Source organism: Aeromonas molluscorum (assembly GCF_051376105.1).
GTDB classification, from domain to species: Bacteria; Pseudomonadota; Gammaproteobacteria; order Enterobacterales; family Aeromonadaceae; genus Aeromonas; species Aeromonas molluscorum.
On the sequence record NZ_JBPQCY010000001.1, the window covers coordinates 983,097 to 1,007,878 of the forward strand.

Annotated in this window: 21 protein-coding genes; 8 read left to right on the top strand and 13 right to left on the bottom strand. The window is 61.3% G+C overall.

All coding sequences use genetic code 11. The features are described from left to right. Positions 1-32: 32 nt before the first annotated feature. From ACSMDR_RS04685 to ACSMDR_RS04695, 3 genes are read right to left on the bottom strand one after another with little or no spacing between them, the layout of a single operon-like run. The gene (locus tag ACSMDR_RS04685; protein WP_436467304.1) at positions 33-479 is read right to left on the bottom strand and encodes a DUF6691 family protein; all 447 of its coding nucleotides are present in this window, start codon (positions 477-479) and stop codon (positions 33-35) included. A gap of 13 nt (positions 480-492) precedes the next feature. Further along, complete coding sequence (locus ACSMDR_RS04690; RefSeq protein WP_436467306.1) at positions 493-906, bottom strand: YeeE/YedE family protein; 414 nt, start codon at positions 904-906, stop codon at positions 493-495. Continuing rightward, positions 906-1,220, bottom strand: coding sequence for an ArsR/SmtB family transcription factor (locus ACSMDR_RS04695; protein WP_279489419.1), 315 nt, complete (start codon positions 1,218-1,220; stop codon positions 906-908). Before ACSMDR_RS04695 ends, ACSMDR_RS04690 begins: the two co-directional genes overlap by 1 nt. An 89-nt stretch (positions 1,221-1,309) precedes the next feature. Here ACSMDR_RS04695 and ACSMDR_RS04700 point away from each other — a divergent pair, with 89 nt between their 5' ends. Further along, a complete protein-coding gene (locus ACSMDR_RS04700; RefSeq protein ID WP_005898247.1) occupies positions 1,310-1,495 on the top strand; it encodes a YgaP family membrane protein in 186 nt (61 codons plus the stop codon). A 126-nt stretch (positions 1,496-1,621) separates the two neighbouring features. Here the strand turns inward: ACSMDR_RS04700 and ACSMDR_RS04705 are convergent, their stop codons facing one another. From ACSMDR_RS04705 to grpE, 8 genes are all read right to left on the bottom strand, one after another. Next, positions 1,622-2,632: a substrate-binding domain-containing protein gene (locus tag ACSMDR_RS04705; RefSeq protein WP_436467310.1), complete on the bottom strand. Its 1,011-nt coding sequence runs from the start codon at positions 2,630-2,632 to the stop codon at positions 1,622-1,624. 27 nt (positions 2,633-2,659) lie between these two features. Then, on the bottom strand, positions 2,660-4,075 hold the full coding sequence (locus ACSMDR_RS04710) for a glycoside hydrolase family 32 protein (RefSeq protein ID WP_436467312.1): 1,416 nt from the start codon (positions 4,073-4,075) through the stop codon (positions 2,660-2,662). Beyond that, complete coding sequence (locus ACSMDR_RS04715; RefSeq protein ID WP_436467314.1) at positions 4,075-5,439, bottom strand: sucrose-specific PTS transporter subunit IIBC; 1,365 nt, start codon at positions 5,437-5,439, stop codon at positions 4,075-4,077. Before ACSMDR_RS04715 ends, ACSMDR_RS04710 begins: the two co-directional genes overlap by 1 nt. Before the next feature lie 83 nt (positions 5,440-5,522). Then, the gene (locus ACSMDR_RS04720) at positions 5,523-6,458 is read right to left on the bottom strand and encodes a carbohydrate kinase family protein (RefSeq protein WP_495549118.1); all 936 of its coding nucleotides are present in this window, start codon (positions 6,456-6,458) and stop codon (positions 5,523-5,525) included. 136 nt (positions 6,459-6,594) lie between these two features. Further along, entirely contained in the window at positions 6,595-8,085 is a 1,491-nt protein-coding gene (locus ACSMDR_RS04725; protein WP_436467318.1) for a carbohydrate porin, read from the bottom strand. A 264-nt stretch (positions 8,086-8,349) separates the two neighbouring features. After that, positions 8,350-9,492 (bottom strand): molecular chaperone DnaJ, encoded by a 1,143-nt coding sequence (gene dnaJ, locus ACSMDR_RS04730; protein ID WP_436467320.1) that lies wholly within the window; start codon positions 9,490-9,492, stop codon positions 8,350-8,352. Between the two features lie 113 nt (positions 9,493-9,605). Continuing rightward, complete coding sequence (gene dnaK / locus ACSMDR_RS04735; protein WP_005898231.1) at positions 9,606-11,531, bottom strand: molecular chaperone DnaK; 1,926 nt, start codon at positions 11,529-11,531, stop codon at positions 9,606-9,608. A 269-nt stretch (positions 11,532-11,800) separates the two neighbouring features. Beyond that, positions 11,801-12,376 carry a nucleotide exchange factor GrpE gene (grpE, locus tag ACSMDR_RS04740; RefSeq protein ID WP_436467322.1) on the bottom strand — a complete coding sequence of 192 codons (576 nt, stop codon included), beginning with the start codon at positions 12,374-12,376 and terminating at the stop codon, positions 11,801-11,803. 316 nt (positions 12,377-12,692) lie between these two features. Here grpE and nadK point away from each other — a divergent pair, with 316 nt between their 5' ends. Then, positions 12,693-13,577, top strand: a complete 885-nt coding sequence (gene nadK / locus ACSMDR_RS04745) for an NAD(+) kinase (RefSeq protein ID WP_005898227.1) — start codon at positions 12,693-12,695, stop codon at positions 13,575-13,577. Positions 13,578-13,672: 95 nt separating this feature from the next. Here nadK and ACSMDR_RS04750 read toward each other — a convergent pair whose 3' ends face one another. Beyond that, positions 13,673-14,830: a GGDEF domain-containing protein gene (locus tag ACSMDR_RS04750; RefSeq protein ID WP_436467324.1), complete on the bottom strand. Its 1,158-nt coding sequence runs from the start codon at positions 14,828-14,830 to the stop codon at positions 13,673-13,675. Positions 14,831-15,125: 295 nt separating this feature from the next. Here ACSMDR_RS04750 and recN point away from each other — a divergent pair, with 295 nt between their 5' ends. From recN to ACSMDR_RS04775, 5 genes are all read left to right on the top strand, one after another. Then, positions 15,126-16,790: a DNA repair protein RecN gene (recN, locus tag ACSMDR_RS04755; protein ID WP_436467326.1), complete on the top strand. Its 1,665-nt coding sequence runs from the start codon at positions 15,126-15,128 to the stop codon at positions 16,788-16,790. A 345-nt stretch (positions 16,791-17,135) separates the two neighbouring features. After that, positions 17,136-18,032 (top strand): DHHA2 domain-containing protein, encoded by an 897-nt coding sequence (locus ACSMDR_RS04760; protein WP_436467328.1) that lies wholly within the window; start codon positions 17,136-17,138, stop codon positions 18,030-18,032. A gap of 253 nt (positions 18,033-18,285) precedes the next feature. Then, positions 18,286-19,446 carry an efflux RND transporter periplasmic adaptor subunit gene (locus ACSMDR_RS04765; RefSeq protein WP_495549119.1) on the top strand — a complete coding sequence of 387 codons (1,161 nt, stop codon included), beginning with the start codon at positions 18,286-18,288 and terminating at the stop codon, positions 19,444-19,446. Further along, entirely contained in the window at positions 19,443-21,407 is a 1,965-nt protein-coding gene (locus tag ACSMDR_RS04770; protein WP_436467330.1) for a MacB family efflux pump subunit, read from the top strand. Before ACSMDR_RS04765 ends, ACSMDR_RS04770 begins: the two co-directional genes overlap by 4 nt. A gap of 11 nt (positions 21,408-21,418) precedes the next feature. Continuing rightward, a complete protein-coding gene (locus ACSMDR_RS04775; protein WP_436467332.1) occupies positions 21,419-22,819 on the top strand; it encodes an efflux transporter outer membrane subunit in 1,401 nt (466 codons plus the stop codon). 90 nt (positions 22,820-22,909) lie between these two features. Here ACSMDR_RS04775 and ACSMDR_RS04780 read toward each other — a convergent pair whose 3' ends face one another. Then, a complete protein-coding gene (locus ACSMDR_RS04780) occupies positions 22,910-23,824 on the bottom strand; it encodes a LysR family transcriptional regulator (RefSeq protein ID WP_040319225.1) in 915 nt (304 codons plus the stop codon). 120 nt (positions 23,825-23,944) lie between these two features. Here ACSMDR_RS04780 and ACSMDR_RS04785 point away from each other — a divergent pair, with 120 nt between their 5' ends. Next, the gene (locus ACSMDR_RS04785; RefSeq protein WP_436467335.1) at positions 23,945-24,718 is read left to right on the top strand and encodes an SDR family NAD(P)-dependent oxidoreductase; all 774 of its coding nucleotides are present in this window, start codon (positions 23,945-23,947) and stop codon (positions 24,716-24,718) included. Positions 24,719-24,782 lie beyond the last annotated feature (64 nt).

The following is a 24,782-nucleotide window of genomic DNA, read 5'->3' on the forward strand; positions in this document are numbered from 1 at the left end:
CCTTCCCTAGCGTAATCAGTCACTTCACGAGCTCAGGCGGTATGGGACTGGCGAGCCTTGTTCTGTGCGCGCACCAGCACCCTGTCAACCAGCAAGATCCCGGTCACCATGGCCGCAATGAACAACATTATCATGGGCTGTCCGCTGGAAATGAGGCTCAAGGCGGGCCCTGGACAGATACCCACCAGACCCCACCCCAGGCCAAACAGGGCGGCCCCGCCGATCAACCGGCGATCCAGCTCTGAGGCCGGTACGGCGACGATGGGCTCCCCCAGCAGGCTGCGGCGACGGGGTTTCACCAACAGGAAATAACCCGGCATGAACACCAGCAGGGCACCACCCATCACGAAGGCGAGGCTGGGATCCCACTCCCCCGCCAGATCGAGAAAGCCGATAACACGGGCCGGATCCATCATGCCGGAGATGGCCATGCCCAGACCAAACAACAATCCCGCAAACACACTTGTCAGCAACTTCATTGTAATCAGCCTCTTAAAGAAGATGGTGAGTCAAAAATACGGTCAGGAAGCCCACCGCCATAAAGGTAAGAGTCGCCACGATGGAGCGCATCGAGAGCCGCCCCATGCCGCAGATGCCGTGACCGCTGGTGCAGCCATTGCCAAAGCGAGTGCCTATCCCTACCAATAACCCGGCCAGCAGCACCACCGGCCAGCCCGGCAGACTGGTAAATGTGGGCATGCTGGCCCAACCCAGCGTCAGTGCCAACCAGGCGCCAGCCCCCAGTCCCAGCAGAAACAGCAGCCGCCACGGCGCCTTGTGTTGCAAGGCACCGGCCAGAATGCCGCTGATCCCGGCAACCCGGCCGTTGAACAACATCAGGATCAGGGCCGACAGCCCCGCCAGCATGCCACCGCCCAAAGAGAGCAGCCATTGGCTTTCCATCATCAAGATTCCTTATTTTCTGAGTGACAAAAATGGGTTTGCAATACCCCCAGCACATCGGCGGCCGCCTCGCTCACCAGCGAGTAGTAGATCTGCTGGGAGACCTTGCGCGAACGGATAAGGCCGTAGCGCTTCAATACCGAAAGTTGCTGGGAGAAGGCCGACTGCCCGAGTTGACTGTGGGCCAGCAGCTCCCCGACCCCCTTCTCCCCCTCCACCAGCTGGCAGAGCACCATCAGGCGTTCAGGATGAGCCAACGCCTTGAGCAGGGAGGCGGCGGCTGTCGCATGTCTGTTCATCTCGTCGAATTGGCTCATAGAATTAAATTAGCAATTCCTGATATTTGCTCTATTGTATAAATAAACTCTAAATTAGCAAATTCTAAAAAATGGAAGGTGGAACATAAATGACAGTAGATAACGGAGTCAGAGTAGTCGCAGGCTGCATTTTGCTGCTCTCGCTGCTGCTCACCGCCTGGGTACACCCGGGCTTCGTCTGGCTGAGTGTCTTTGTCGGGGTCAACTTGATCCAGAGTGCATTCACCGGCTTCTGCCCCGCCGCCATGATCCTCAAGCGGATGGGCCTGACATAACCGGGTCTGCTGATCCAGGACCATCGCGCCCTGCACTAGATAGTGCTCGCTGCCCACCATAACCCGGACAGCAAAAAGCCCCGTCAATCCGGGGCTTTTTCTATTGCAATGGCACTCGGTGCGCGACTAGTGGCGACTTCGCCAGCGCACCCTGGGGGGGATGACCTGGGCGGTCTGACCGGGCGGATTGCCAGCAATCAGTTGCTGCATCAGCTCGAAGGCGGCGCGGGCCAGGGCCGGACAATCCTGGGCCACCGAATCGATGCGCATAGGGATGCAGTCGAGCAGATCGTGATCGTCGAAGGTACACAGCCGCATGCCGGTCTCCATCAGGCCCGCCTCGTTGAGGTAGCGCAGCACCCCTTCCAGCAGGGTGAAAGAGGCGGTGAAGAGCCCGCGGGGCGGTGCCCCCAGCTCGGCCACCAGCTCGGCCATCAGCTGATAGCCGGAGCTGGGCTGATAGTCGCGATGGCGTACCTGACTCTGTGGCGCCTCCAGCCCGGCTCTGTGCAGCCCGAGCTCGTAACCCGCCAGCCGGTGACGGCTGGGGGAGAGATCCAGCAGGCCGCCGAAGTAGTAGATCTCTGCCCCGCACTCGCGGGCCATGTCCTGCACCAGCTCGGCGGTGGCCTTGCAGGCGTCCGAGATCACCATGGGCAGGCGCGACTCGCCGATGTGGCGATCCAGCTGCACCACCGGCAAGCGGTCGTGGATCCGGGCATAGATGTCGTCGCTGTGGCCGCTGGAGGCGACGATAAGGCCATCCACCTGACGGCTGATGAGATTGTCCACCACCTTCTTCTCAAGGGTCGGATCATCCTCGGAGCAGGCGATCAGCAGCTGGATCCCCGCCTCCCGGCAGTGTGCCTCCAGGGCACGGGCGATGCTGGCAAAGCCGAAGTTGGTGAGATCGGGGATCACCAGCCCCCAGGTGTAGCTGCGGCTCTCGCGCAAAGAGCGGGCATGGATGCTCGGCTGGTAGTGGCACTCGTCCGCCACCGCCTGGATCCGCTTGCGGGTGTCGTCGGCGATGCGGTACTCCACACTCTTGCCGTTGAGCACCAGGCTGGCGGTCGCCTTGGATACTCCCGCCAATTCGGCTATCTGGGCAATCGTGATCCGTTTCTTCTTCTCCACCTGGCCTCCCGGCTGACTAGCACCGGGCTATTGTACTAGGCATGCCGCCAGCGGCCAGTGATTGAGGCAAATTTTGCCGCCCTCGCCCGCATCCCCTGCCGATAGTTGCGGCTTTTCGCCGGGAAAATAGCGCGCCGACAGGGTCTGACGACCATCATCCACAAAACATTCGAGGCTGGAGCAGTCGCACAATACGGTTATCCGGCCACCCAGCCAGGGCGCTGACCTCTCTTCCCACTCACCACTCTGCCAGTTTTGGCGACGCAATAAGATGCGCCCCGGCTGCCAGACCAGCTCGGCCACTGTCCCGAGCCAGAGACTGCCCTCGCCGCAAAGCGCCAGATCGAGCCAGGCCGAGTCGATGGCAAGCCCCGGAAATTCACCGAGCGCCCCCTCGAAACGGGTCAGTTCGCCCTTGAGGGCGGCCAGCTCCGCCACCGGCCGCTGGCAGAGCCACTCATCCTGCCAGAACAGCTCCCGCGGGCAGCTCATCTGGTGGATCCAGCCATAGGGGATGGTCGGCTGACTCATCTCGTTCTCCTCCGGCAGCCCCAGCCAGCCAAACAACAGGCGACGGCACTGGCCATCCAGGGTGGTCTGCGGTGCATAGAACTCGAAGCCCCTGTCCAGCTCGTGAAAAGCCCCGTGGGCAAACTGCTTGCCATCGAAGCTGCCCGCCAGCCAGCCGCACTGGTAGAGGTTGCGGTAATCCTCCCCTTGCGGGGCAATCCCCTGCGGGCAACTTATCAACACATGGCGATCGGCCAGCGGGAAAAGGTCAGGGCACTCCCACATATAGCCAAACTCCCCCAGCCCACCGCGCCCGCTGCCGGCGATGGGACCGAGCAGCTGCCAATCCTGCAGTGTCTCGCCACGATAGAGCAGCACCTCCCCCTTGTCGTCCTGGGTACGGGCCCCCAGCACCATCAGCCACTGCTGGCCATCATGCCACACCTTGGGGTCGCGCACATGGCCGCTGTAGCCTTGGGGCAGATCAAGCACGGGCCCCAGCTTGTCAAAACCACCCTCAGCGTCGGCGCGGGCCAGACACTGATAGGCGGTGCGGCCGCCATCCGGGTATTTGACGTTGCCGGTATAGATGAGGGTCAGGCGCCCCTGCTCATCGCTCACCGCCGAGCCCGAGTAGCAGCCGTGGCTCTCATAGGCTTCGGTGGGCAGCAGCGCCACCGGCTCGTGCTGCCAGTGCAGCAGATCGGTGGAGGTGACGTGCCCCCACCCCTTGTTGCGGTGCTCGCAACCGAGCGGATTCCACTGGTAGAAAAGGTGGTAGCGCCCGTCGTGCTCGATGAAGCCGTTCGGGTCATTGAGCAGCCCCACCGAGGCTGCCAGGTGCCAGCGGGGCCGATGGGGATCGGCCGCCGCTTTGAGCTGGCCCGCCAATAACTGGCGGGCAATCTGTCGCAGAAACTGATTCTCGGTCATCACTCCACCTTGTATTTCAGCAGCCAGGAGGCGACAAACGCGGTGCCAAAGGCGATCACCAGCCCGATGACGTAGTGGATGAGGCTCATGGGCTGGACGATGGCCATGCCCGGAATGCCAGTCAGCCCCACCGCCGTCATGCCCACCTTGGCCGCCACCACGTAGGCACCGCCACAGGCGCCGCCAAGCAGACCCGCCAGGAAGGGCTTGATGTAGCGCAGGTTGACTCCGAAGATGGCCGCCTCGGTGATGCCGAGCAGGCAGGACATGGCCGCCGGCACGGTAATGGCCTTGATCTTCGGATCCCGGGTCTTGAAGTAGACCGCCAGACAGGCACCGCCCTGGGCCACGTTGGCCATGGCCCAGATGGGCAGCAGGAAGTTGACGCCTATGGCCGGATTTGTGAGCAGCCCCGCCTCGATGGCATGGAAGCTGTGATGGATACCGGTGATGACGATAAGCGAATAGGTGCCGCCAAACACCAGCCCCGCCAGCCAGCCTGCCTGCTCATAAAGCGCGCTCAGACCAAAGGAGATGCCATCTCCCAGCACCCGACCCGCCGGACCGATAAATAGCAGTGCCACGAAGCCGGTGATGATGACGGTGAGAAACGGCGTGAGGATGAGATCCAGGGCATCGGGGATGCGCCTTCTCAGCTGTTTCTCCAGATGGGACATGAACCAGACCGCCAGCAGCACAGGGAAGACGGTGCCCTGATAGCCGATCATGGCGACATCGAGACCGAAGAAATCCATGGTCTTGAAGCCACCGGCCACACCCCAGGCGTTGGTCAAGGCCGGGTGGGTGAGGATCCCCCCCATGGTGGCCCCCAGATAGGGGTTGCCGCCAAACTCACGCGCCGCCGTGAACCCGATCAGGATGGGCAGTATGATAAAAGCCGCCGAGCTGAACATGTCGAGCATGACGAACAGAGCGCTATCGGCATTGACCCAGCCATAGGTGCGCACCATGCCGAGCAGCCCCATCAGCAGACCCGACGCGACTATGGCCGGAATGATGGGCACGAAGATGTTGGAGAGCGTCCGCGCCAGGCGCTGGGCCAGGTTGAGCTTGGCACTGGCGATGTCGGTCAGCTCCGCCTTGCTGGCCGTGCCGGTGCCGGTCAGGGTGACGAACTCGGCATAGACCTTGTTGACCAGGCCGGTGCCGAAGATCACCTGAATTTGACCCGCGTTGCTGAAGCACCCCTTGACCCCATCCAGCTTGTCGATGGCGGCCTTGTTCACCTTGCTGTCATCGGCCAGCACCAGCCGCAGCCGGGTGGCGCAGTGGGCAGCGCTGACGATATTCTCCTTGCCCCCGAGCAGGGGCACCAGATCCTTGGCTATCGCACTGATATTCATATTCTTCCTCTTATGACCCGCCACGCTGGCGGGCCCTTGTCACATGAGAGTAGGGGCTGCTGACCCGGGCTTCTAGCCGCAGCTCAACAGCCGCTTGAGGCTGATCGCAAAAAGGCATCCAGTTCTGTGCGGGTCGGCAGTGCCGTCATGGCCCCCTTGGCGGTGGTGGCGAGCGCCCCGCAGCCGTGAGCCTGAGCCAGGATGGCGGCCAGCTCGGCCAGCGTGGGCAACCGCTCGCCCTGTGCCAGCGCCGCCAGCAGACCGGCGACGAAGGCATCCCCCGCCCCCGTGGTGTCGAGCGGGGTCACTTTCGGCCCCACCCACTCCAGCAGCTCGCCCTCGAGGCGGGCCACCACTCCCGCCGCGCCCCGGGTCACCAACACCAGGGCTGGCCCCGTGATGGTAGCGAGACCCGCGGCCAGATCATCCTCGCCGCTCAGCAGTTGCAGCTCGTCAATCGAGAGCTTGACCACATCCGCCAGGGCCATGGCCGCGCTTACCTGCGGCAGCATCTCGGCGGGGTTGCCCCACACCTCGGGCCTCAGGTTGGGGTCAAAACAGACCCGGCCCCCGACCGCCTTGATGGCGGCCATGGCTTGCAGGCAACTGGCGCGTACCGGTTCGTTGGCGAGCGCGATGGAGCAGGTCAGCAGCCACTGACCTGCGCCAAAGCCGGGCAAATCCGCCGGTTCGAGGAACTGGTCGGCACTGGGGCGCACCATAAAGGTGAAGCTGCGCTCCCCCTCTTCATCGAGCGCCACCAGCACTGTGCTGGTGCGATGGTCAGGATCGAGCCGCAGCGCGGCGATATCCACCCCCTCCCTTGCCAGGGTATCGGCCATAAAACGGCCAAAGGGATCGGCACCAACCCGACCGATGAAGGCCGCTTCGCCGCCGAGTCGCGCCACCCCGACCGCCACATTGGCGGGTGCGCCACCCGGACACTTGAGGTAGTGCAGCTCCCCTTCCGGGATCAAGTCCACCACCGCATCCCCCATTACCCACACACGATTCCCCACCTTGCTACTCCACTGCTGCATCGGATCCACTGCCAGAGCCGGGCTCTGTTCTCTTGGTCGGCATTATCAGCTAAACCGTTTTAGCTAACCAACAGATCCCGGCGCCATCTGCCATTTTTGTGATCGGGATAACGAACTAGAACCAGGTTTCCATCTGCACGCCGAAGTTCCACTCGCCCCCGGCGGTGAAGTTGCTCTGGCCCATAGCATCGTCGCTGGCGTAGTTGTCGAGCTCGGAGGACCAGTCCATCCAGGTCGCAAACAGCCGCAGCTCGGGGCGCTCGAAGAAGCCGACGGTCTGGGCCTTGAAAGTGGGAGCAAAGGTGAGCTTGGTGAAGTTGCCGTTCACCGCCTGGCGACCCTGGTAGCCCTTGGGATCCAGATCCATGTACTGCCAGGCCGCCTCATAGACCAGCTCGAGGTTCTGGCTCAGCACCTGGGCCACCCGGGTGTTGAGGGTCAGCCATTGATACTCGTCCCCCTTCGCATAACGATCCTGGCTCTGCTCGGCCAGCAATGCCGGTGCGAAACGCCAGCGCGGAGCAATATCGGTGGCACCGAATACGGCGATGCGTACCGCGTCGGCATCGGGCAGCAGCTCGCTGTCGGAGCCCAAGCCCTTGAGCTCGGCCCCCAGGCCATGACCGTAGAGGATTGCCGCCTTGGAGAAGCCGGGGTTGATGCCAAAGAAGCTGTCGGCGTGATAGGCCAGCAGAGTGTGCGCCCCCTTGTCAGCCGCCTCGCTCCCCTTGCCACCATCGTTGATGCGCGCCTCGTTGTCCTTGGCCGAGAGGCCGTTGATCATCCACTGCCAGTTGCCGACGCGGTTGTTCATGGTGAGGATATGGCTCTCTATGTCCGACAAGCCGCTGGCGCTGATGTCGCCATAGTCGCGGCCATAGAGGGAGAAGTTCGCCTTCCAGCTGTCGGCCAGTTGCACGTCATAGACGCCGCCACCGGTACCGGCCAGGAACACCACGTCAGAATCGAGCCAGTGGATGTCGAAGTTGTCCCGATCAAAGCGCTTGCCCGCCCACAGCACCGCATGCTTGAAGGCGCCATCGAAGCTCGCCAGATTGCCTATTTCGGCAAACACCTGACGGGTGTTGAGGCTCGAATCGCTGGCGGTCCAGTCGTTGCTGGTCTCCACGCCATCTGCCAGCATCAGCTTGTAGCGGGCCCAGCTGCCGTCATCAAACGTCTGGGTCTTCTGCAGATTCGCTTCCATGTAGGTGTCGTCTTCGTTGCCAAGCCGGCCCACTGCGCCCCCCACTGACCCTGCTGGCGTGATGTAGGGACCGCCCCGCCCACCGTTGCCATTGCCGTTGACCAGGAGGCCAGAGCGGGCATAGCCGTGAAACTCGAAGCCCTGTGCCCCCGCCGTCTTCTCATCCACCTGCTGGCTGCGGCTGTTGGCGACCTGGGCCTGCTCACTGGCCGCACTCGCCTTTGTCTCGGCCTGACTGGCACGGCTCTCTGCCGCCTCGGCTCTCGCTTCGGCCGCCTGTACCCGCGCTTCCAGCGCCGCCAGCCTGGCTTCGATACCGCTCTGCGCCGCCCACAGCGGGCTGCTCATCCCCAATCCCAGCGCCACTGCCAACGCCAATCTGCTCTTGAACATGGTCATCTTCCTCACCTGTCGTGTGTTGCCCGGTCGGGCTCTGTTTTTATCGGCGAAGAGAGCATAGCTAAACCGCTTTAGCTAACTCAATACGCAAGCTAAACCGTTTCAGCCAGTCTGTGAGCGGAATAACATTTGCACAGGGGGAATGGGTGGGAGTTGTGAGGTGGATCCCTCATCAGGATCCACTCAATAGCAAAGGTTCCGGCTAAACGTTGGGCAAAAAGAAAGCCGGCACAGAGGCCGGCTTGCTATCACGGTTGGCGACGATCAGCGGGTCAGATCGTCGAAGAAGCGTTTCACCCCTTCGAAGAAGCCTTCCGATCTCGGCTTGTGGGTCTTGGCGGCGGCACCGCTGAACGACTCGTCCAGTTGACGCAACAGCTCTTTCTGGGACTCGGTCAGCTTGACCGGGGTCTCGACCACCACCTTGCACATCAGATCGCCGACCTGACCGGAGCGCACGGACTTGACGCCCTTGCCCCGCAGACGGAACATCTTGCCGGTCTGGGTCTCGGAGGTCACCTTCAGCTTGACCCGGCCATCCAGGGTCGGCACTTCGATCTCGCCACCCAGGGCGGCGGCGGTGAAGCTGATGGGCACTTCGCAGTAGAGGTCGTTGCCATCGCGCACGAAGATGCCGTGCTCTTTGACATGCACCTGTACGTACAGATCCCCGGCCGGTGCGCCGGCTTCTCCCGCCTCCCCTTCACCGGAGAGACGGATGCGATCGCCGGTATCGACGCCCGCCGGGATCTTGACCGACAGTGTCTTGGTCTTCTGGTAGCGACCCTCGCCATGGCACTTGCGGCACGGATCCTTGATGATCTTGCCGCGGCCATGACAGTGAGGACAGGCCTGCTGCACGGCGAAGAAACCTTGACGCATCTGTACTTGACCGGCACCGTGGCAGGTCGGACAGGTCTGGGCATGGCTGCCGGTGTGGGCACCCGAGCCGTTGCAGACCTCGCAGTGCACCTGAGTCGGGACCTTGATCTCCTTGGAGACGCCACGAACGGCCTCTTCCAGGGTCAGTTCCATGGTATAACGCAGGTCAGAACCCCGGGCCGGGCCACGACGACCACCGCCGCTGCGACCACCGAAGATGTCGCCAAAGATGTCGCCGAACGCATCACCAAAATCGGCGCCGCCGCCAAAGCCACCGTGGCCACCGCCACCCTGGCTCTGATCCACGCCGGCATGACCGTACTGGTCATAGCGGGCCCGCAGATTTTCGTCGGTCAGGACCTCGTAAGCTTCCTTGACCTCTTTGAACTTCTCTTCGGATGCGGCATCGCCCTGGTTACGATCCGGGTGATACTTCATCGCCAGACGCTTGTACGCCTTCTTGATCTCGCGCTCGTCGGCACCCTTGGCCACCCCGAGCACTTCATAGAAATCGCGCTTCGACATACTCATCCTATTGCGTTGTCAGCAGTTAAGCAGACGGGCGTTGGTCACCCAACGCCCGTAAATTCATTGATCAAGCCGATGGGCAGAGCGGGCTCTGCCCATCTGGGTGTGGCTTATTTCTTGTCGTCTTTCACTTCTTCGAACTCGGCATCGACCACGTCGTCGTCGGCCTTGGCAGAAGCGGAGGACTGGCCTGCATCGGCACCGGCGCCTTGCGCCTGAGCCTGCTGCTGGGCAATTTCCATCAACTTCTGGGACGCTTCCATCAGAGCCTGTTGTTTGGCTTCGATGACGGCCTTGTCGTCACCCTTGATGACAGCTTCCAGTTCGGAGAGGGCAGTCTCGATCTTGGTCTTGTCATCGCTTGGCAGCGCATCACCGGCTTCGGCAATCTGCTTGCGGACCGAGTGGACCAGACCGTCAGCCTGGTTGCGAGTCTGCACCAGCTCTTCAAACTTCTTGTCTTCGGCCGCGTTGGCTTCGGCCTCGCGTACCATGCGTTCAATCTCTTCATCAGACAGACCGGAAGAAGCCTGAATAGTGATCTTCTGCTCCTTGTTGGTCTCTTTGTCTTTGGCAGAGACGTGCAGGATACCGTTGGCATCGATGTCGAAGGTCACTTCGATCTGCGGCAGACCGCGCTGAGCCGGACGAATACCTTCCAGGTTGAACTGGCCCAGGGACTTGTTGTCGCTGGCACGTTTGCGCTCACCCTGCAGCACGTGAATGGTCACGGCAGACTGGTTGTCTTCGGCGGTAGAGAACACCTGGGACTTCTTGGTCGGTATGGTGGTGTTCTTCTCAATCAGCGCCGTCATCACGCTGCCCATGGTTTCGATTCCCAGGGAGAGCGGAGTGACGTCCAGCAGCAGTACGTCGGTCTTCTCACCGGACAGTACGGCACCCTGGATGGCAGCACCCATGGCCACGGCTTCGTCCGGGTTGACATCTTTGCGCGGCTCTTTGCCGAAGAAGTCAGCCACAGTCTTCTGCACCATTGGCATGCGGGTCTGACCACCCACCAGGATGACGTCGTCGATTTCGCCAACTGCCAGACCGGAGTCTTTCAGTGCGGTACGGACCGGTTCGAGCGAGTCTTTCACCATGTCTTCCACCAGGGACTCCAGCTTGGCGCGGGTCACCTTGATGTTCATGTGCTTGGGACCGGTGGCATCTGCGGTGATGTACGGCAGATTCACGTCGGTCTGCTGAGCGGAAGAGAGCTCAATCTTGGCTTTCTCGGCGGCATCTTTCAGACGCTGCAGGGCCAGCTGGTCGTTGCGCAGGTCGATGCCCTGCTCACGCTTGAACTCGTCAACCAGATAGTTGATGACGCGGTTGTCGAAATCTTCACCACCCAGGTGGGTGTTACCATTGGTCGCCAGTACTTCGAAGGTGGTTTCCCCTTCGACTTCGTCGATCTCGATGATGGAGATATCGAAAGTACCACCACCCAGGTCATAGACGGCAACCTTGCGCTCACCCTTGACCTTGTTCACGCCGTAGGCAAATGCCGCAGCGGTCGGTTCGTTGATGATGCGTTTTACATCCAGACCGGCGATGCGACCGGCATCTTTGGTAGCCTGGCGCTGGGCATCGTTGAAGTAGGCCGGTACTGTGATAACGGCTTCGGTCACTGGCTCGCCCAGATAATCCTCGGCAGTTTTCTTCATTTTCTTCAGCACTTCGGCAGAGATCTGCGGCGGTGCCATTTTCTTGCCTTTCACTTCAACCCAGGCATCACCGTTGTCAGCCTTGGCGATGGCGTACGGCATGATTTTCAGGTCACGCTGCACTTCTTCATCTTCGAAACGGCGACCGATCAGACGCTTGATGGCGAACAGGGTGTTCTTCGGGTTGGTGATGGCCTGACGCTTGGCCGGCTGACCAACCAGGATCTCGCCATCATCGGCATAGGCAATGATGGACGGAGTAGTACGATCGCCTTCTGCGTTCTCGATCACGCGAGCAGTGTCGCCATCCAGAATGGCGACGCAGGAGTTGGTAGTACCCAGGTCAATACCGATGATTTTACCCATTTGACGAATCTCCAAATACTTAGATTAAACAGACGAATCGCTCGCCTTAATGCGTTAACGGCTAGGTGGGGGCTAAGCAATGTGCTTTCAAGCTCCCGGTAGCAAATTCTTGCTACCGCCGTACCTTGTCACCTATATGGGGTCTGGTCGTTCAGCTTCAAGGGCTGACCGTAAAAAACCAGGGGCTTTTCTCATGGGACCGACCCCGCTGGCTGACCGCCAGCCAACAAAAAGCCCGCCTCGCGACGGGCTCGGCAATGGCGCGGGGATCAGGCAGGGGCCTTGGATACCATGACCATGGCCGGACGAATGACGCGGCCATTGAGCTCGTAGCCTTTTTGCATCACCGCCATCACGGTGTTTGGCGCCAGCTCGCCATTCTCGATCATGCTCATCGCCTGATGGGCATTGGGATCGAACGGCTGGTTGGTGGGATCCAGTGCCACCAGGCCAAATTTGGCCACCGAGCTCTGCATGGATTTCAGGGTCAGGTCGACACCTTCGATCATCGGCGCCAGCGCCTCGTTCTCTTTGTCAGCAAGATCGATGGCACGCTCCAGGTTGTCGAGCACCGGCAGCAGCTCGGTGGCGAATTTCTCCAGGGCGAATTTATGGGCCTTTTCGACGTCCAGTGCGGCACGGCGACGCAGGTTTTCCATCTCGGCGACGGCACGAATGGCGCGTTCACGCTCTTCGGCGGCAGCCGCTTCGAGAGTGGCCACCTGGGCCTCCAGCTCGGCGATACGCACCAGCTCGGCTGTCACTTCACTGTCTACATCGGTCGGCTCGACTGGCTGGGTTTCGACTTGCTCCATCGCTTCAACCTTTTGTTCTTCGTGGTTCATGACATCTCCAATTAGGGGTTACTTCGTTCATTGCCGCTTATTATGGGGATGCATCCCCCGCTTTCAAGGGGAAAAGGTGATCATCTGCCCTTTGCCCTGGTCAAGGCGGGGCAGCGGCGTTCTCCACCATGCGCAGTCTGACTGGCTGGCAACGGATGCACTCTGGCGGGAGATGACGTGACGCTTTCCCCATGCGGGTCTGTTGATGGCTCGGCTTTATCCATGACAAACGGGGGGACATCTTGCGCGCAGGCAGACAAAAGAGAAGCAAATCAAGGTATACTGCAGCCACATTCACCTAGCATTCGAACCCATGATGGACTCCCCTTTCAAAACCATCGCCCTCATCGGCAAGCCTCACCACGAAGGCGCCAACCAGACGCTGAGCGGCCTGCATCAGTATCTCAGCACTCGGGGTTTTCGGGTGCTGATCGAGAGCCGGGTCGCCCAGACTCTCGGCATAGTGGACGACAGCGTCATGGATCTGGTCCAGCTTGGCGAGCAGGCGGATCTCGCCATCGTCGTGGGCGGAGACGGCAACATGCTGGGCGCGGCGCGTGTCTTGTCACGGTTCGACGTGGCGGTGATCGGGGTGAATCGGGGCAACCTCGGCTTCTTGACCGATCTCTCACCGCAAGATTACCTGCTGCCCCTGGAGCAGGTGCTATCGGGCCACTTCAAGAGCGAGCACCGCTTCTTGCTGGAAGCCGCCGTCTACCGCCATGGGGAGCGCAAATCGGCCAATCTGGCGGTGAACGAGGTGGTGCTGCACCCGGGCAAGATAGCCCATATGATAGAGTTCGAGGTCTACATCGATGGCAGCTTCATGTATAGCCAGCGGGCGGACGGCATCATCATCGCAACGCCGACCGGCTCGACCGCCTATTCCCTGTCGGCGGGCGGCCCCATCCTTACCCCCAAGCTCAATGCCATGACGCTGGTCCCCATGTTCCCCCATACCCTGAGCAGTCGCCCCATAGTGCTCGATGCCGACAGCGAGGTACGGCTGCTGGTCTCCCCCGAGAATCAGGATGACGCCATGCAGGTGAGCTGTGACGGCCAGGTGACGCTCGCGGTGCAACCGGGGGACGAGATCCTCATCAAGAAGAGCAGCCACAAGTTGCATCTGGTACACCCGCTCGATTACAGCTACTTCCACGTGCTGCGCAACAAGCTAGGCTGGGGCAGCAAGCTGTTCTAAGTCAGCTCATCGAGGGGGAGGCTGGCCTCTCCCTCTATTTGCTCCATCCAGACCCGCACAGTACGGATCGGGCAGGGACTCTGGCCCAGCTGATGCTACTTCTCCACCAGTAGATGGTGGCGCTCCAGCTCGGTCAAGAAACGCACGCCATTGCGCCCCTCCCCCTTGACCCTGTACATGGCCTCGTCGGCGCGCAGCAGCAACTGCGCCAGATCGCCTTGGCCGCAAGAGCAGATCCCCCCCACGCTGACGGTGATCCCCTCACAGGGCAGGCAGGCCCCTTGGTGGGAGCGCGTCTCTATCTGGCTGCGAATGCGATCGCAGATGGAGAATGCATCCTGATCGCTGACCCCCCGCATGATGATGGCGAACTCCTCACCCCCGATCCGCCCGACCAGATCATCTTTACGCACCTCGGATATCAACGTCTGGGCAACGAAGCGGATCACCTCGTCGCCACACCCATGTCCAAATCGGTCATTGACCTGCTTGAAGTGATCAATGTCGAGTACGACCACGCTTAACAGCCCATCCGCCTGGCCATCGCCCGACTTGAACAGCCCACGTCGATTGAGTACCCCGGTGAGGGGGTCCCGCTCCGAGAGCATGAGCAGCGTCTGCTCGCTCTCCGTGTATGCGACCAACGGCAGCAGAAGCACGGACCCTATGGTCAGGGTCATATGCATGAAGAAAATCACATCCAGCAACCACTGCTTGGCTTGCTGATCCGGGCCCAATGCCTGCACGAGCAGAGCGATGCCCTGACTCAACAGGATCACGAAATGGACCAGATAGATAAGAGAGACGGTATGCAGCACCCGCTTCTGGGTCTGGCTCAAGGAGAAGATCAGGCAGGCACACCACAGATAGATGACTGATTCGATAAGCGCCAGCACCAAGCACACATCAAACAGGCTGGCCAATACCAGATAGCTGAGTAGAAAGAGGCTAACAGAACACCGGACAGGCCACGTATTCAAGGGTTTGTCATAAAGGGCATAGAAACCTGCAAGCAGCAGCAACACACAAATCAGAGACGTAAAACCGCCCCAAAACAGCCCAGGAGCCACGTGATCCGTCATGACCCCCAGGCAGAGCAGCAGTATTGAAAAGGAGAACACGAACGCCGACAGGGACCAGAGCAGGAAGTTACCCCGCCCCGGCTTGAGGCGATGAATGAACAGCATGAGCAGAGCCGACATCAGGTTGATTGCCAGGGAGATGAGCAATAGCGTCGGGGTATGGATCGTCATGAGTCATCCTTGATGAGGATCGCTGCCAATCCTTGGTCAGCCGTCCTGGCGCGCCCGGGCCCCACAAGGACCAAGCATGTTAATGAGTGTGTCCGAGCCACCCTTGCGCTACAAGCGTATTCTATCAATAAGTTGTAACGACATCAGGCAAGGGAAGAAAGCCCCTCTTGGCATGGCCACCCTCTGGTCCAGTTCAGCTCGTGGCGCTAAAAATCCGCGCGCCCTCTTTACTGTATATAAGACCAGTATATACTGGATGCATACACAGTAATCTTGGCCCAGACAGGATGAGACCATGCTGACCCAACTGACCGTCAACAACTTCGCCATCGTCAAGTTTCTCGAGCTCGATCTGCAACCCGGCATGACCTGTATCACCGGGGAGACGGGTGCTGGCAAATCCATCGCCATCGATGCCCTTGGACTCTGTCTCGGTGAACGGGCCGAAGCGGCCATGGTGCGCCCCGGCAATGACAAGACGGAAGTCAGCGCCCGCTTCCTGCTCGAAGACAATCCCCAGGCCCGGGCCTGGCTGGCTGGCAATGAGCTTGAGAGCGAGGGGGAGTGCATAGTTCGACGGGTGGTCTCGGCCGAGGGACGTTCACGCAGCTATGTCAATGGCGTGCCAGTGCCCCTGACCCAATTGCGCAGCCTGGGTCAACTGCTGGTCAACGTACACGGCCAGCATGCCCACCAGTTGCTGATCAAACCCGACTACCAGCTCGCCCTGCTCGACGGCTACGCTGGCCACCATCTGCTGCTGGCGGACGTTCGCCACCACTACCAGCATTGGCGTCAGCTGCAAAACGAACTGAACCGTCTCAAGGCCGAACAGCAACAGCGGGAAGCTCGCCGCCAACTCATCGAATACCAGGTGCAGGAGCTCGACGAATTCGCCCTGCAACCCGCGGAGTTCGAGGTGATCGAGGAGGAACACCAGCGGCTGGCCAACGGTACCGAGCTGATGCAAGAGTGTGGCTTCTGTCTGGATCTGCTCTATGACAACGAAGAGACCACCATCGCCGGCCTACTGCAGATCGCGGTGGACAGAGCAGAGGGACTGGTCAACATGGATGCCCGGCTTGCCCCGGTACTGGGCATGCTCAATGAGGCGCTGATCGGTGTGCAGGAGAGCCACAGCGAGCTGCGTGGTTATCTGGACAAGCTGGAGCTGGATCCCGAGCGCTTCAACGAACTCGAGGCCCGCCTCTCCCGGGCGATCAATCTGGCCCGCAAGCATCATGTCAAACCCGCCGAACTGGCTCATTACCATCAGGAACTGGCCAGTGACCTGGCGCAGCTCAACTCCGATGAGCAGCGCCTCGAGGGGATGGAAACCGAACTGGCCGACGCTCGCAACGCCTTCTTGCAAGCTGCCGATGCCCTGAGCCAGAGCCGCCAGCGCTATGGCGCCGAGCTGGCTACCCTGGTCACGGCCAGCATGCAGGAACTCTCCATGACCGATGGCCGTTTCGCCATCGACATCAAGCCGGATGCCAACGCCAGCCTCTCTCCCTTGGGGATAGACAGGGTCGAATTCGTGGTAAGCACCAACCCGGGCCAACCCATGCAGCCGCTCGGCAAGGTGGCTTCGGGGGGAGAACTGTCGCGCATCAGTCTCGCCATTGTGGTGATCAGTGCCCGCAAGGTTGCCACTCCGACTCTGATCTTTGATGAGGTGGACGTGGGGATCAGTGGCCCCACCGCCGCCGTGGTGGGCCGTCTGCTACGCCAGCTCGGCGAGTCGACCCAAGTGATAGTGGTCACTCACTTGCCCCAGGTGGCAGGCAATGGTCATCAGCACATGGTGGTGAGCAAGCACACCGACGGCAAGACCACAGAGACACGGATGAGTGCCCTCGACAGCAAGGCCCGCCTCAACGAACTCGCCCGTCTGCTTGGCGGCGATCAGATCACCGACAATACCCTGGCCAATGCCCGTGAGCTGCTGCAGGCCTGATCCTGCAGCCAGTCTGCGGGTGGAATAGTGACCTACTCCTCGGGCATGACGCCAGAGAGAGCCATCTTCTGCTGGCAGGCCTTTTCACCTTTGGTGAAACAGGCCTGCCTCACCCCCTCCAGAGGGGCTGAGCACCAACAGCTCCAGCCGCAAGAGAATCTATCTCTCGTTCTCCTTGGGCGGCCCGGGTGAAGCGGGCTTGGCTTATCTCTTTGCACATGAGGCCTCGTTAATCTCCCCCCGCTCCTGCAGACATCATCCGGCGTCAGGATCAATCCCCGCCACAGTGCCGGGATGATATGCTGACGACCTATCTTGCATAAGGTCATCCAGCCCGAGGTTTTCATGATCCACGTATTCGGCCATCGCAATCCCGACAGCGACAGCATCTGCAGTGCTCTGGTACTGGCAGACTGGCTCAACGGTCAGGGGCGGCCCGCCACTCCTTGGCGCCTGGGAGAGCTGCGCACCGAAACCCGCTTTATTCTGGAGTGCGCCGGCAGGGAGTCCCCGGCCCTGCTGACCCAGCCGCTGGATGGGCTGGATGTCTGGCTGGTGGACTTCAGCGATTTCGAGCAAGGACCAGAGAGCCTGGCCCGCGCCAACATCGTAGGTCTGGTGGATCACCACAGACTCGGTTCCTTGCGTACCGAGGCGCCCTTCGATGCCTGGATCCGCGCAGTAGGTTGCTCGGCCACCATAGTGCTCAGTCTGCTCGACGAGCTGACTCGCCCCCAGGCCCGCCTCTTGCTTGGTGCCATCATGAGCGACACCCTCTGCCTCACCTCCCCGACGACCACTCCCTTGGATGAGGCTGCCTGTCAGCGGCTAGCGCCTCTGGCCGAGTTGAGCCTTGCCGAATTTGGCCAGCAGTTGCTGGCAGCCAAGACCGATCTCAGTGGACTCAGTGCCGCTCAGTTGCTGCGCCAGGACGAGAAGGGCTATCAGGTGGCAGGGGTCAACCTGGTGATGAGTCAGATTGAAGTCGGCAGCCTGGCCCAGATAACACCCATGATGGCGGAACTCGAACGCGAAATGGCGCAACGAGTGCACACCGATGACCTGGATGCCTACGTGCTGATGGTGACGGATCTTGGCGAAGGGGCGAGCCGGATCTGCGCCTGCCATCACCCGGAAAGGTCGCTGCCACAGCTGCCCAAGCAAGCCATCACCCTGCCCGGTATGGTGAGCCGCAAGAAGCAGGGGCTCCCTTGGCTGACCGCTCAACTCAGTCAGGGCTGACTTGCAGAGCTCAGCCAGTGGCAATAGGCGGTGCACTATTTCTCCTGGCTGAGCGCCCTGCCAAGCCCTGGCCACATAAACAGGGTCATCCCGGTGTCGTTGGCCCTGGCTACCATCTCCCGCAAGAGGCTTCTCCCCAGGCGTCCGGCGTTGACAAGCTTTGTTACAGGATCTCCGTTGTCTTTTAGCCGCCTTTTACGGCAGGATGTTTCCTCTTATCTCCCCCCTCGCGTTCATGGATGCCAGATTCACGATGAAGATGTCCCTCCCCCCTATGCTGCGCTGGCTCATTGCCGCCTTGCTGGTCGCTCTCTCCATCTGGCTGCTATGGCCGAACAAAGCGGCCGCCCCCTTGTTGAGCGCCTCGGTGACCCGCCAGGACATAGAAGATGCCGTGTTGGCCAGTGGCGCACTGGAGGCGGTGGAACAGGTCGACGTGGGTGCCCAGGTCTCGGGCCAGGTTACCCGGCTGCTGGTCGAGAATGGTCAGCAAGTCAAGCAGGGGGAGCTGTTGGCCGAGATAGACCCGCTGATCGCTCAGAACGATCTCAAGACGGCCCAAGCCGAGCTCGCCAGTAGCCAGGCGCAGCTCAGGATCAAGCAGGCTCAGCTCAAGCAATATGAGCTCGCCTATCGCCGCCAGCAGCAGATGTTTGGCCAGCAGGCCAGTTCAAAGGCCGATCTCGAAAACGCAGAAGCCCAGCTCGCCGTCACCCGGGCCGAGCTGCAAAATGCCCAGGCCAATATCGACAGTGCCGCCATCAAGGTCGAGCGCTCCCGCACCCAGCTTGGCTATACCCGGATCCAGGCCCCCATGGATGGCACCGTCGTCTCCATCGTCACCCGCCAGGGGCAGACATTGGCGGCCACCCAGACGGTGCCCACCCTGCTCAAGCTCGCCAATCTGGATATCATGACGGTCAAGGCCCAGATCTCCGAGGCCGATGTCAGCAAGGTGCGCGCCGGCATGCCGGTCTACTTCACCCTGATTGGCGATCCTGATACCCGCTACCGGGCCAAGCTGCGCACCGTCGAGCTGGCACCCATCAATGTCAACGATCAGACCACCAGCACCAGCAGCACCAATGTCGCCGTCTATTACTATGCCCTGTTCGATGTGCCCAATCCCGATCACGCCCTGCGGGTCGCCATGACCACGCAAGTCACCATAGTGCTCGGCCAGCGTCAGGGGGTGTTGACCATTCCCAGAACCGCCCTCGGCAAACAGCTGGGACCGGGAGAGTATCAGGTGCAGGTCCTGAATGGAGAGACGCCCGAGACCCGTACCATCCAGACCGGGCTCAAGGATGACATCAAGGTCGAAGTGCTTGAGGGGCTCGCCGAACATGACAAGGTGGTAATTGGCCAGGCGACCGGGGATGAGGGCCGAGAGAAAGAGGATGAGATGTCATGATCTCCCCCCTCAATGGTGCTCCTGCTGACGAAACGCCGCTCATCGAGCTAAGAGGTGTCAGTCGTCGCTACCTGAGCGGGGAGCAGGAGGTGACTGTGCTGCACCCGCTGGACTTGTCCATCCAGGCCGGAGAGATGGTGGCCATCGTCGGCGCCTCGGGCTCTGGCAAGTCAACCCTGATGAACTTGCTCGGCTGTCTCGACAGGCCCAGCGAGGGGCACTACCTGTTTCGCGGACAAGAGACCGCGGATCTCGACGCCCTGGCCCTGGCCCGGCTGCGTTGCCACCACTTTGGCTTTATCTTCCAGCGCTATCACCTGCTGCCCCACCTGGACGCGGCCGCCAACGTCGAGATCCCCGCCGTCTATGCCGGCATGGCCAAGGCGGATCGCCATGCCCGCTCCAAGGCGCTGCTCACCCGGCTGGGTCTGGCCGATCGCAGTCATCACACGCCGGGTCAACTCTCCGGCGGTCAGCAGCAACGGGTCAGTATCGCCCGCGCGCTGGCCAATGGCGGCGAGGTGATACTGGCCGACGAACCGACTGGGGCGCTGGATAGTCAGAGCGGCAAGGAGGTGATGGCCATTCTCAAGGAGCTGCACGCACTGGGGCACACCATCATACTGGTGACCCATGACATGGCGGTGGCGGATCATGCGGATCGCATCATCACCCTCAAGGATGGCCGGGTACAGAGCGACAGCGGCAGCCCGCAGCATACCGCTTCGTCTCTGAAAGCCGTGCCCCAGGCCTTGGGCAACCGGGGACTGGATCGTTATCGCGAGGCCGCCCGCATGGCGCTGCATGCCATGATGGCTCACCGAATGCGAACCTTTCTCACCATGCTCGGCATCATCATCGGCATTGCCGCCGTGGTGAGCGTGGTGGCCCTGGGCCAGGGGGCCCGTGCCAAGGTGATAGGCGAGATCAACGCCATGGGCACCAACACCATAGACGTCTTCCCCGGCAAGGACTGGGGAGATGAACAGGCTGCCAGCATACGCACTCTGAACGAGGGCGACTTGCGCGCACTGCAAGGACAGCCCTATCTGGAAGGGGCCAGCCCTCAGCTCTCCACCTCGGTGCAACTGCGCTATCGCAACCAGACCAAGAGCGGCACCGTCAACGGCGTGAGCAGCGACTTCTTCCGGGTCAAGGGCATGACGCTCATCAGTGGCCGCCTGTTCAGCGAACGTGACAGTCTGGACAGGGCCCCCCTCGCCGTGGTCGATGCCGACAGCATCAAGGGCTTGCTCGGTGAGGAAGACCCCATCGGCAAGGTGCTGCTCATTGGCACCCTGCCGGTGCGGATCATCGGCCTCATCAAGGAGGAGACCGGCTTTCGTCAGCCGAGCCAGTCGGTGAGCGTCTGGCTGCCATACCGCGCCGTGATGAGCCGCCTCATCTCCCAGAACCATTTCAACCAGATAACCCTCAGAGTCCGGGACGGCATCCAGCCAGCCCTGGCAGAGCGCGAGGTGATTGCCCTGCTGCGCCAACGGCACGGCAGCAAGGATTTTTTCACCTTCAGTAGCGACAAAATATTGAAATCTGTCGAGAAAACTACCGCGACTCTAACGCTGCTGGTCTCTGCCATCGCAGTCATTTCACTCATCGTCGGCGGGGTGGGAGTCATGAACATCATGCTGGTGTCCGTGGTGGAGCGCACCAGGGAGATTGGCATTCGCATCGCGGTTGGCGCCCGTCAGTCCGACATCTTGCAGCAGTTCTTGATTGAAGCCGTGATGGTCAGCCTGCTCGGCGGCGTGCTCGGCGTCGGCATTGCCTTGCTGATCGGCCTGCTCTTCTCCTCCCTGGTCGATGCGATGCAGATGCAGTTCTCCCTTTTCTCCATTTTGATGGCGTTTGCCTGCTCCACCCTGATCGGGGTGCTGTTTGGTTATCTGCCCGCCCGCAATGCCGCCCGGCTCGACCCCGTGGTCGCGCTGGCCAGGGAATAAAGATGAAAAACATGAAGATATACTGGCTGGGGATCTGCCTTGCCCTTGGTGCCTGCTCCCAGCAGAGCAGCTATCAGAGGGCGGATCTCGCGATCCCCGCCCAATGGCAGCAAGCAGATGGCCGCGCCTCCGCCCCCCTGTCATCCGGCCCTTGGTGGCAGGGATTTGGGGATGCCAGACTCAATGCCCTGGTCGATGCCGTGCTGGCCGCCAATACCAATCTCTATGTGGCCGGACTCAGGCTCAAGGGAGCGCGCCTTGCCGCGGACCAGGCCGATACCAACCAGACTCCAGGGGTCGCGGCCAGCCTGGATGCCAATACCAACAAACAGCTCAAGAGCGGCATCAGTACCCACAGTCTGGGGCCCGGTCTCACCCTCAACTATGAGGTGGATCTCTGGGGCAAGCTGGCGGCGGTGCGGGATCAGGCGAGCTGGGAGGCGGCCGCCAGCGCCGAGGATCTCGCCGCCACCCGTCAGACCCTGATCAGCCAGACCCTGCAGCAGTATTGGCAGCTCGGCTATCTCAATAGCGCCATCACTCTGGGAGATCGTCAGCTCGCCAATCTCACCGAGACTCTGCGCCTGACCCGCGTCAAATATGAGGCGGGCGCCGTGCCCCGCCTCGACCTGGTGCAGGCCAACCAGCAGCTTGCCGGCAAGCGCGCCGCCCAGGCCAGCCTGCGCAGCCAGCGCGTGGCGGCCAGCAATGCCCTGCTGCAACTGCTGGGACGCAGCCGGGGGCCAGTCCCCTTTGAGCCGGATAGTCTCACCCTCGCCCCCATCCCCGAGATAGCCGCGGGCCTGCCGGCCGACCTGCTGGCACGGCGTCCGGATGTGAGGGCTGCCGAGCTGCGCCTGCGCAAAACCCTGGCACGCAGCGACGAGGTGCGCTCCAGCTTCTACCCAGCGCTCACCTTGACCGGCAGCGCCAGCACCGCCTCGGACAGGCTGGCTCAGGTGCTGGAAAACCCGGTGGGCAGCCTGGGCGCCGCCCTGACCCTGCCTTTCCTCGAGTACAACAACAACCGGCTCGCCGTCGCCAGCAGTGCCAACGACTACCAGATAGCCCAGGCCGAGTTTCGCCAACGGCTGTTCGATGCCCTGTTCGAGGTGGAAAACGCCCTCGCCGCCCGCCGCTTCGGCGAGCAGCAACTGGCCGATCTTGCCTTGCAGCAAAGCTACGCCATCGAGGCGGACCGGCTAGCCCGGGTGCGTTTCGAGGCGGGCAGCAGCCCGGTGCAGGATTGGCTCGATGAACAGAATCGTCGCTCGGAGGCCGAGCTTGCCCTGCTCGCTCAGCAGCAGACTCAGCTCAACACCATGGCCAGCCTCTATCTGGCTCTGGGCGGCGCAGGCAACCCCCAAGGCCAGGCGGCCCCACTCTCCCCTGAGCCGGGCCCCCGCCCCTAGCCAAGGTCGGCGGGGCACAGCGGCAAGGCATATGGGGAATGGCCCACCAGTTCCGCATATTGCTCTACAGAGTGTGCAAACAGAGGTGGCTCACAAAGTATCCGTGCCCTTGCTCGGTAAACGGAACACGTCGATCACGGCCCGCAGCGCCGCAGGCAACTGCCTGTGGCCGGGATAATAGAGAAAGAAACCGGGATAGCTTATGGACCAGTCGGCCAGCACCCTTATCAGGCGGCCGTTTGCCACCAGTTCGTCGTGCTCGCGGCTGTGCGCCGTGTAAACCAGTCCGATGCCATCCACTGCTATGCGGGTCATCATGCCAATATTGTCGACCGTCAGCGGGCCGCTTACCGGCACCGCCAGACGCCGGCCATCTTTCTCAAACTCCCAGCGGTATAGAGACCCTCCACTGATTTCCCGAAGACCGATGCAGGCATGGTGTGGCAAGTCGGCAGGGGTCTGAGGGATGGCATGCTGCTCGAAGTACCCAGGGGAGCCGTACACGGCGACATGGAAATCCTCGGTCAGACGCACTGCGCTCATATCTTGCTGAATGTCATCCCGGATCCGCACACCCGCATCGAAGCCTTCCCCGATGATATCTACGAAGCCATCATTGGTGGTCAGCTCCAGCTGGACATCCGGATACTGGCCAAAAAATGCCGGCAACTGCGGTAGAAATACCATGTCGGCGGCTATCCGGGGCATGTTGATCCGCACCCTCCCCCGAGGACTCTCTCTGAATGCATTCACGCTCTCGACGGCATTCGCAATGGTGCTGAATGCCGGGACGATCTCCGCCAGCAAAGCCAGGCCCGCCTGCGTCGGTGACACAGTGCGAGTGGTACGGTTCAACAGCCTCACACCGAGCCTATCTTCCAGCGCTCGTAAAGCGTGACTGAGTGTGGACGCAGTTAGATTCAAACGGGCAGCAGCCTTACGAAAGCTCTTCTCCTCTGCAACGGCCACAAATGCCGTCAGTTCGCCAAATTCATTCGTTCGCATCGATCCCCCATTGATGAATATGAGCCAGCAAATCATGAGATATAACCCGGCTTATTCACAGCAATAAATCGACCTATAGTCTGACCTCGATTCAATATTTTCATTTAACGGGGTAAAAACATGTCTCAATCATTACGTCTGCAAGGTCGTGTCGCGCTGGTCACGGGTGGGGGAAGCGGCATCGGTCAGGCCGCGGCGCTGGCATTTGCCCGGGACGGCGCAAGCGTGGTGGTCGCCGGGCGACGAAAGGCCGCGCTGCTGGACACGGTTCGCTTGATCCACGAACAGGGCGGCGAGGCGCTTGCCGTGCCCACGGATGTCTCGGACGGCGGTCAGGTGCAGGCACTGATCACTGCGACGCTGACCCATTTCGGGCGCCTGGATGCGGCCTTCAATAACGCGGGGGTGGAGGGTTTTTCCCCCATCAGCGAGATGAGCGAGGCCGAATTTGATCGTGTAGTCGCCACCAATTTGAAGGGTGCCTGGTTGTCGATGAAATATGAGCTGGCAGCGATGACCCGCGCCGGTCACGGTGGCGCAATCGTCAATACCTCCTCCTGGCTGACGCACGGGGCGAGTGTTGGTTCGGCAGCCTACTCCGCCAGCAAAGGCGGGCTGGATGCCATGATCCGCGCCCTTGCGCTGGAAACGGGTCCGCACAACATCCGCATCAATAACGTCAACCCCGGCATTATCGACACGCCGATGGCGCAGCGGATGGGGGCCAATGAGGAAACGCTCGCCCCCTTCGTGCGCCTGACGCCGGCAGGGCGCGTCGGTGAAGCAGATGATGTGGGGGATGTCGTCGCTTGGCTGTGCAGCGACGAAGCGCGCTTTGTCACGGGCCAGAGTCTGCTGGTCGACGGCGGCTTCACCATCGCCGGGTTACGCTAATACGCAAACTGATGCTTGGGGGCGATCATCGCTTGCCCCCGCTCACGGCAGGCGTCCTGTCATC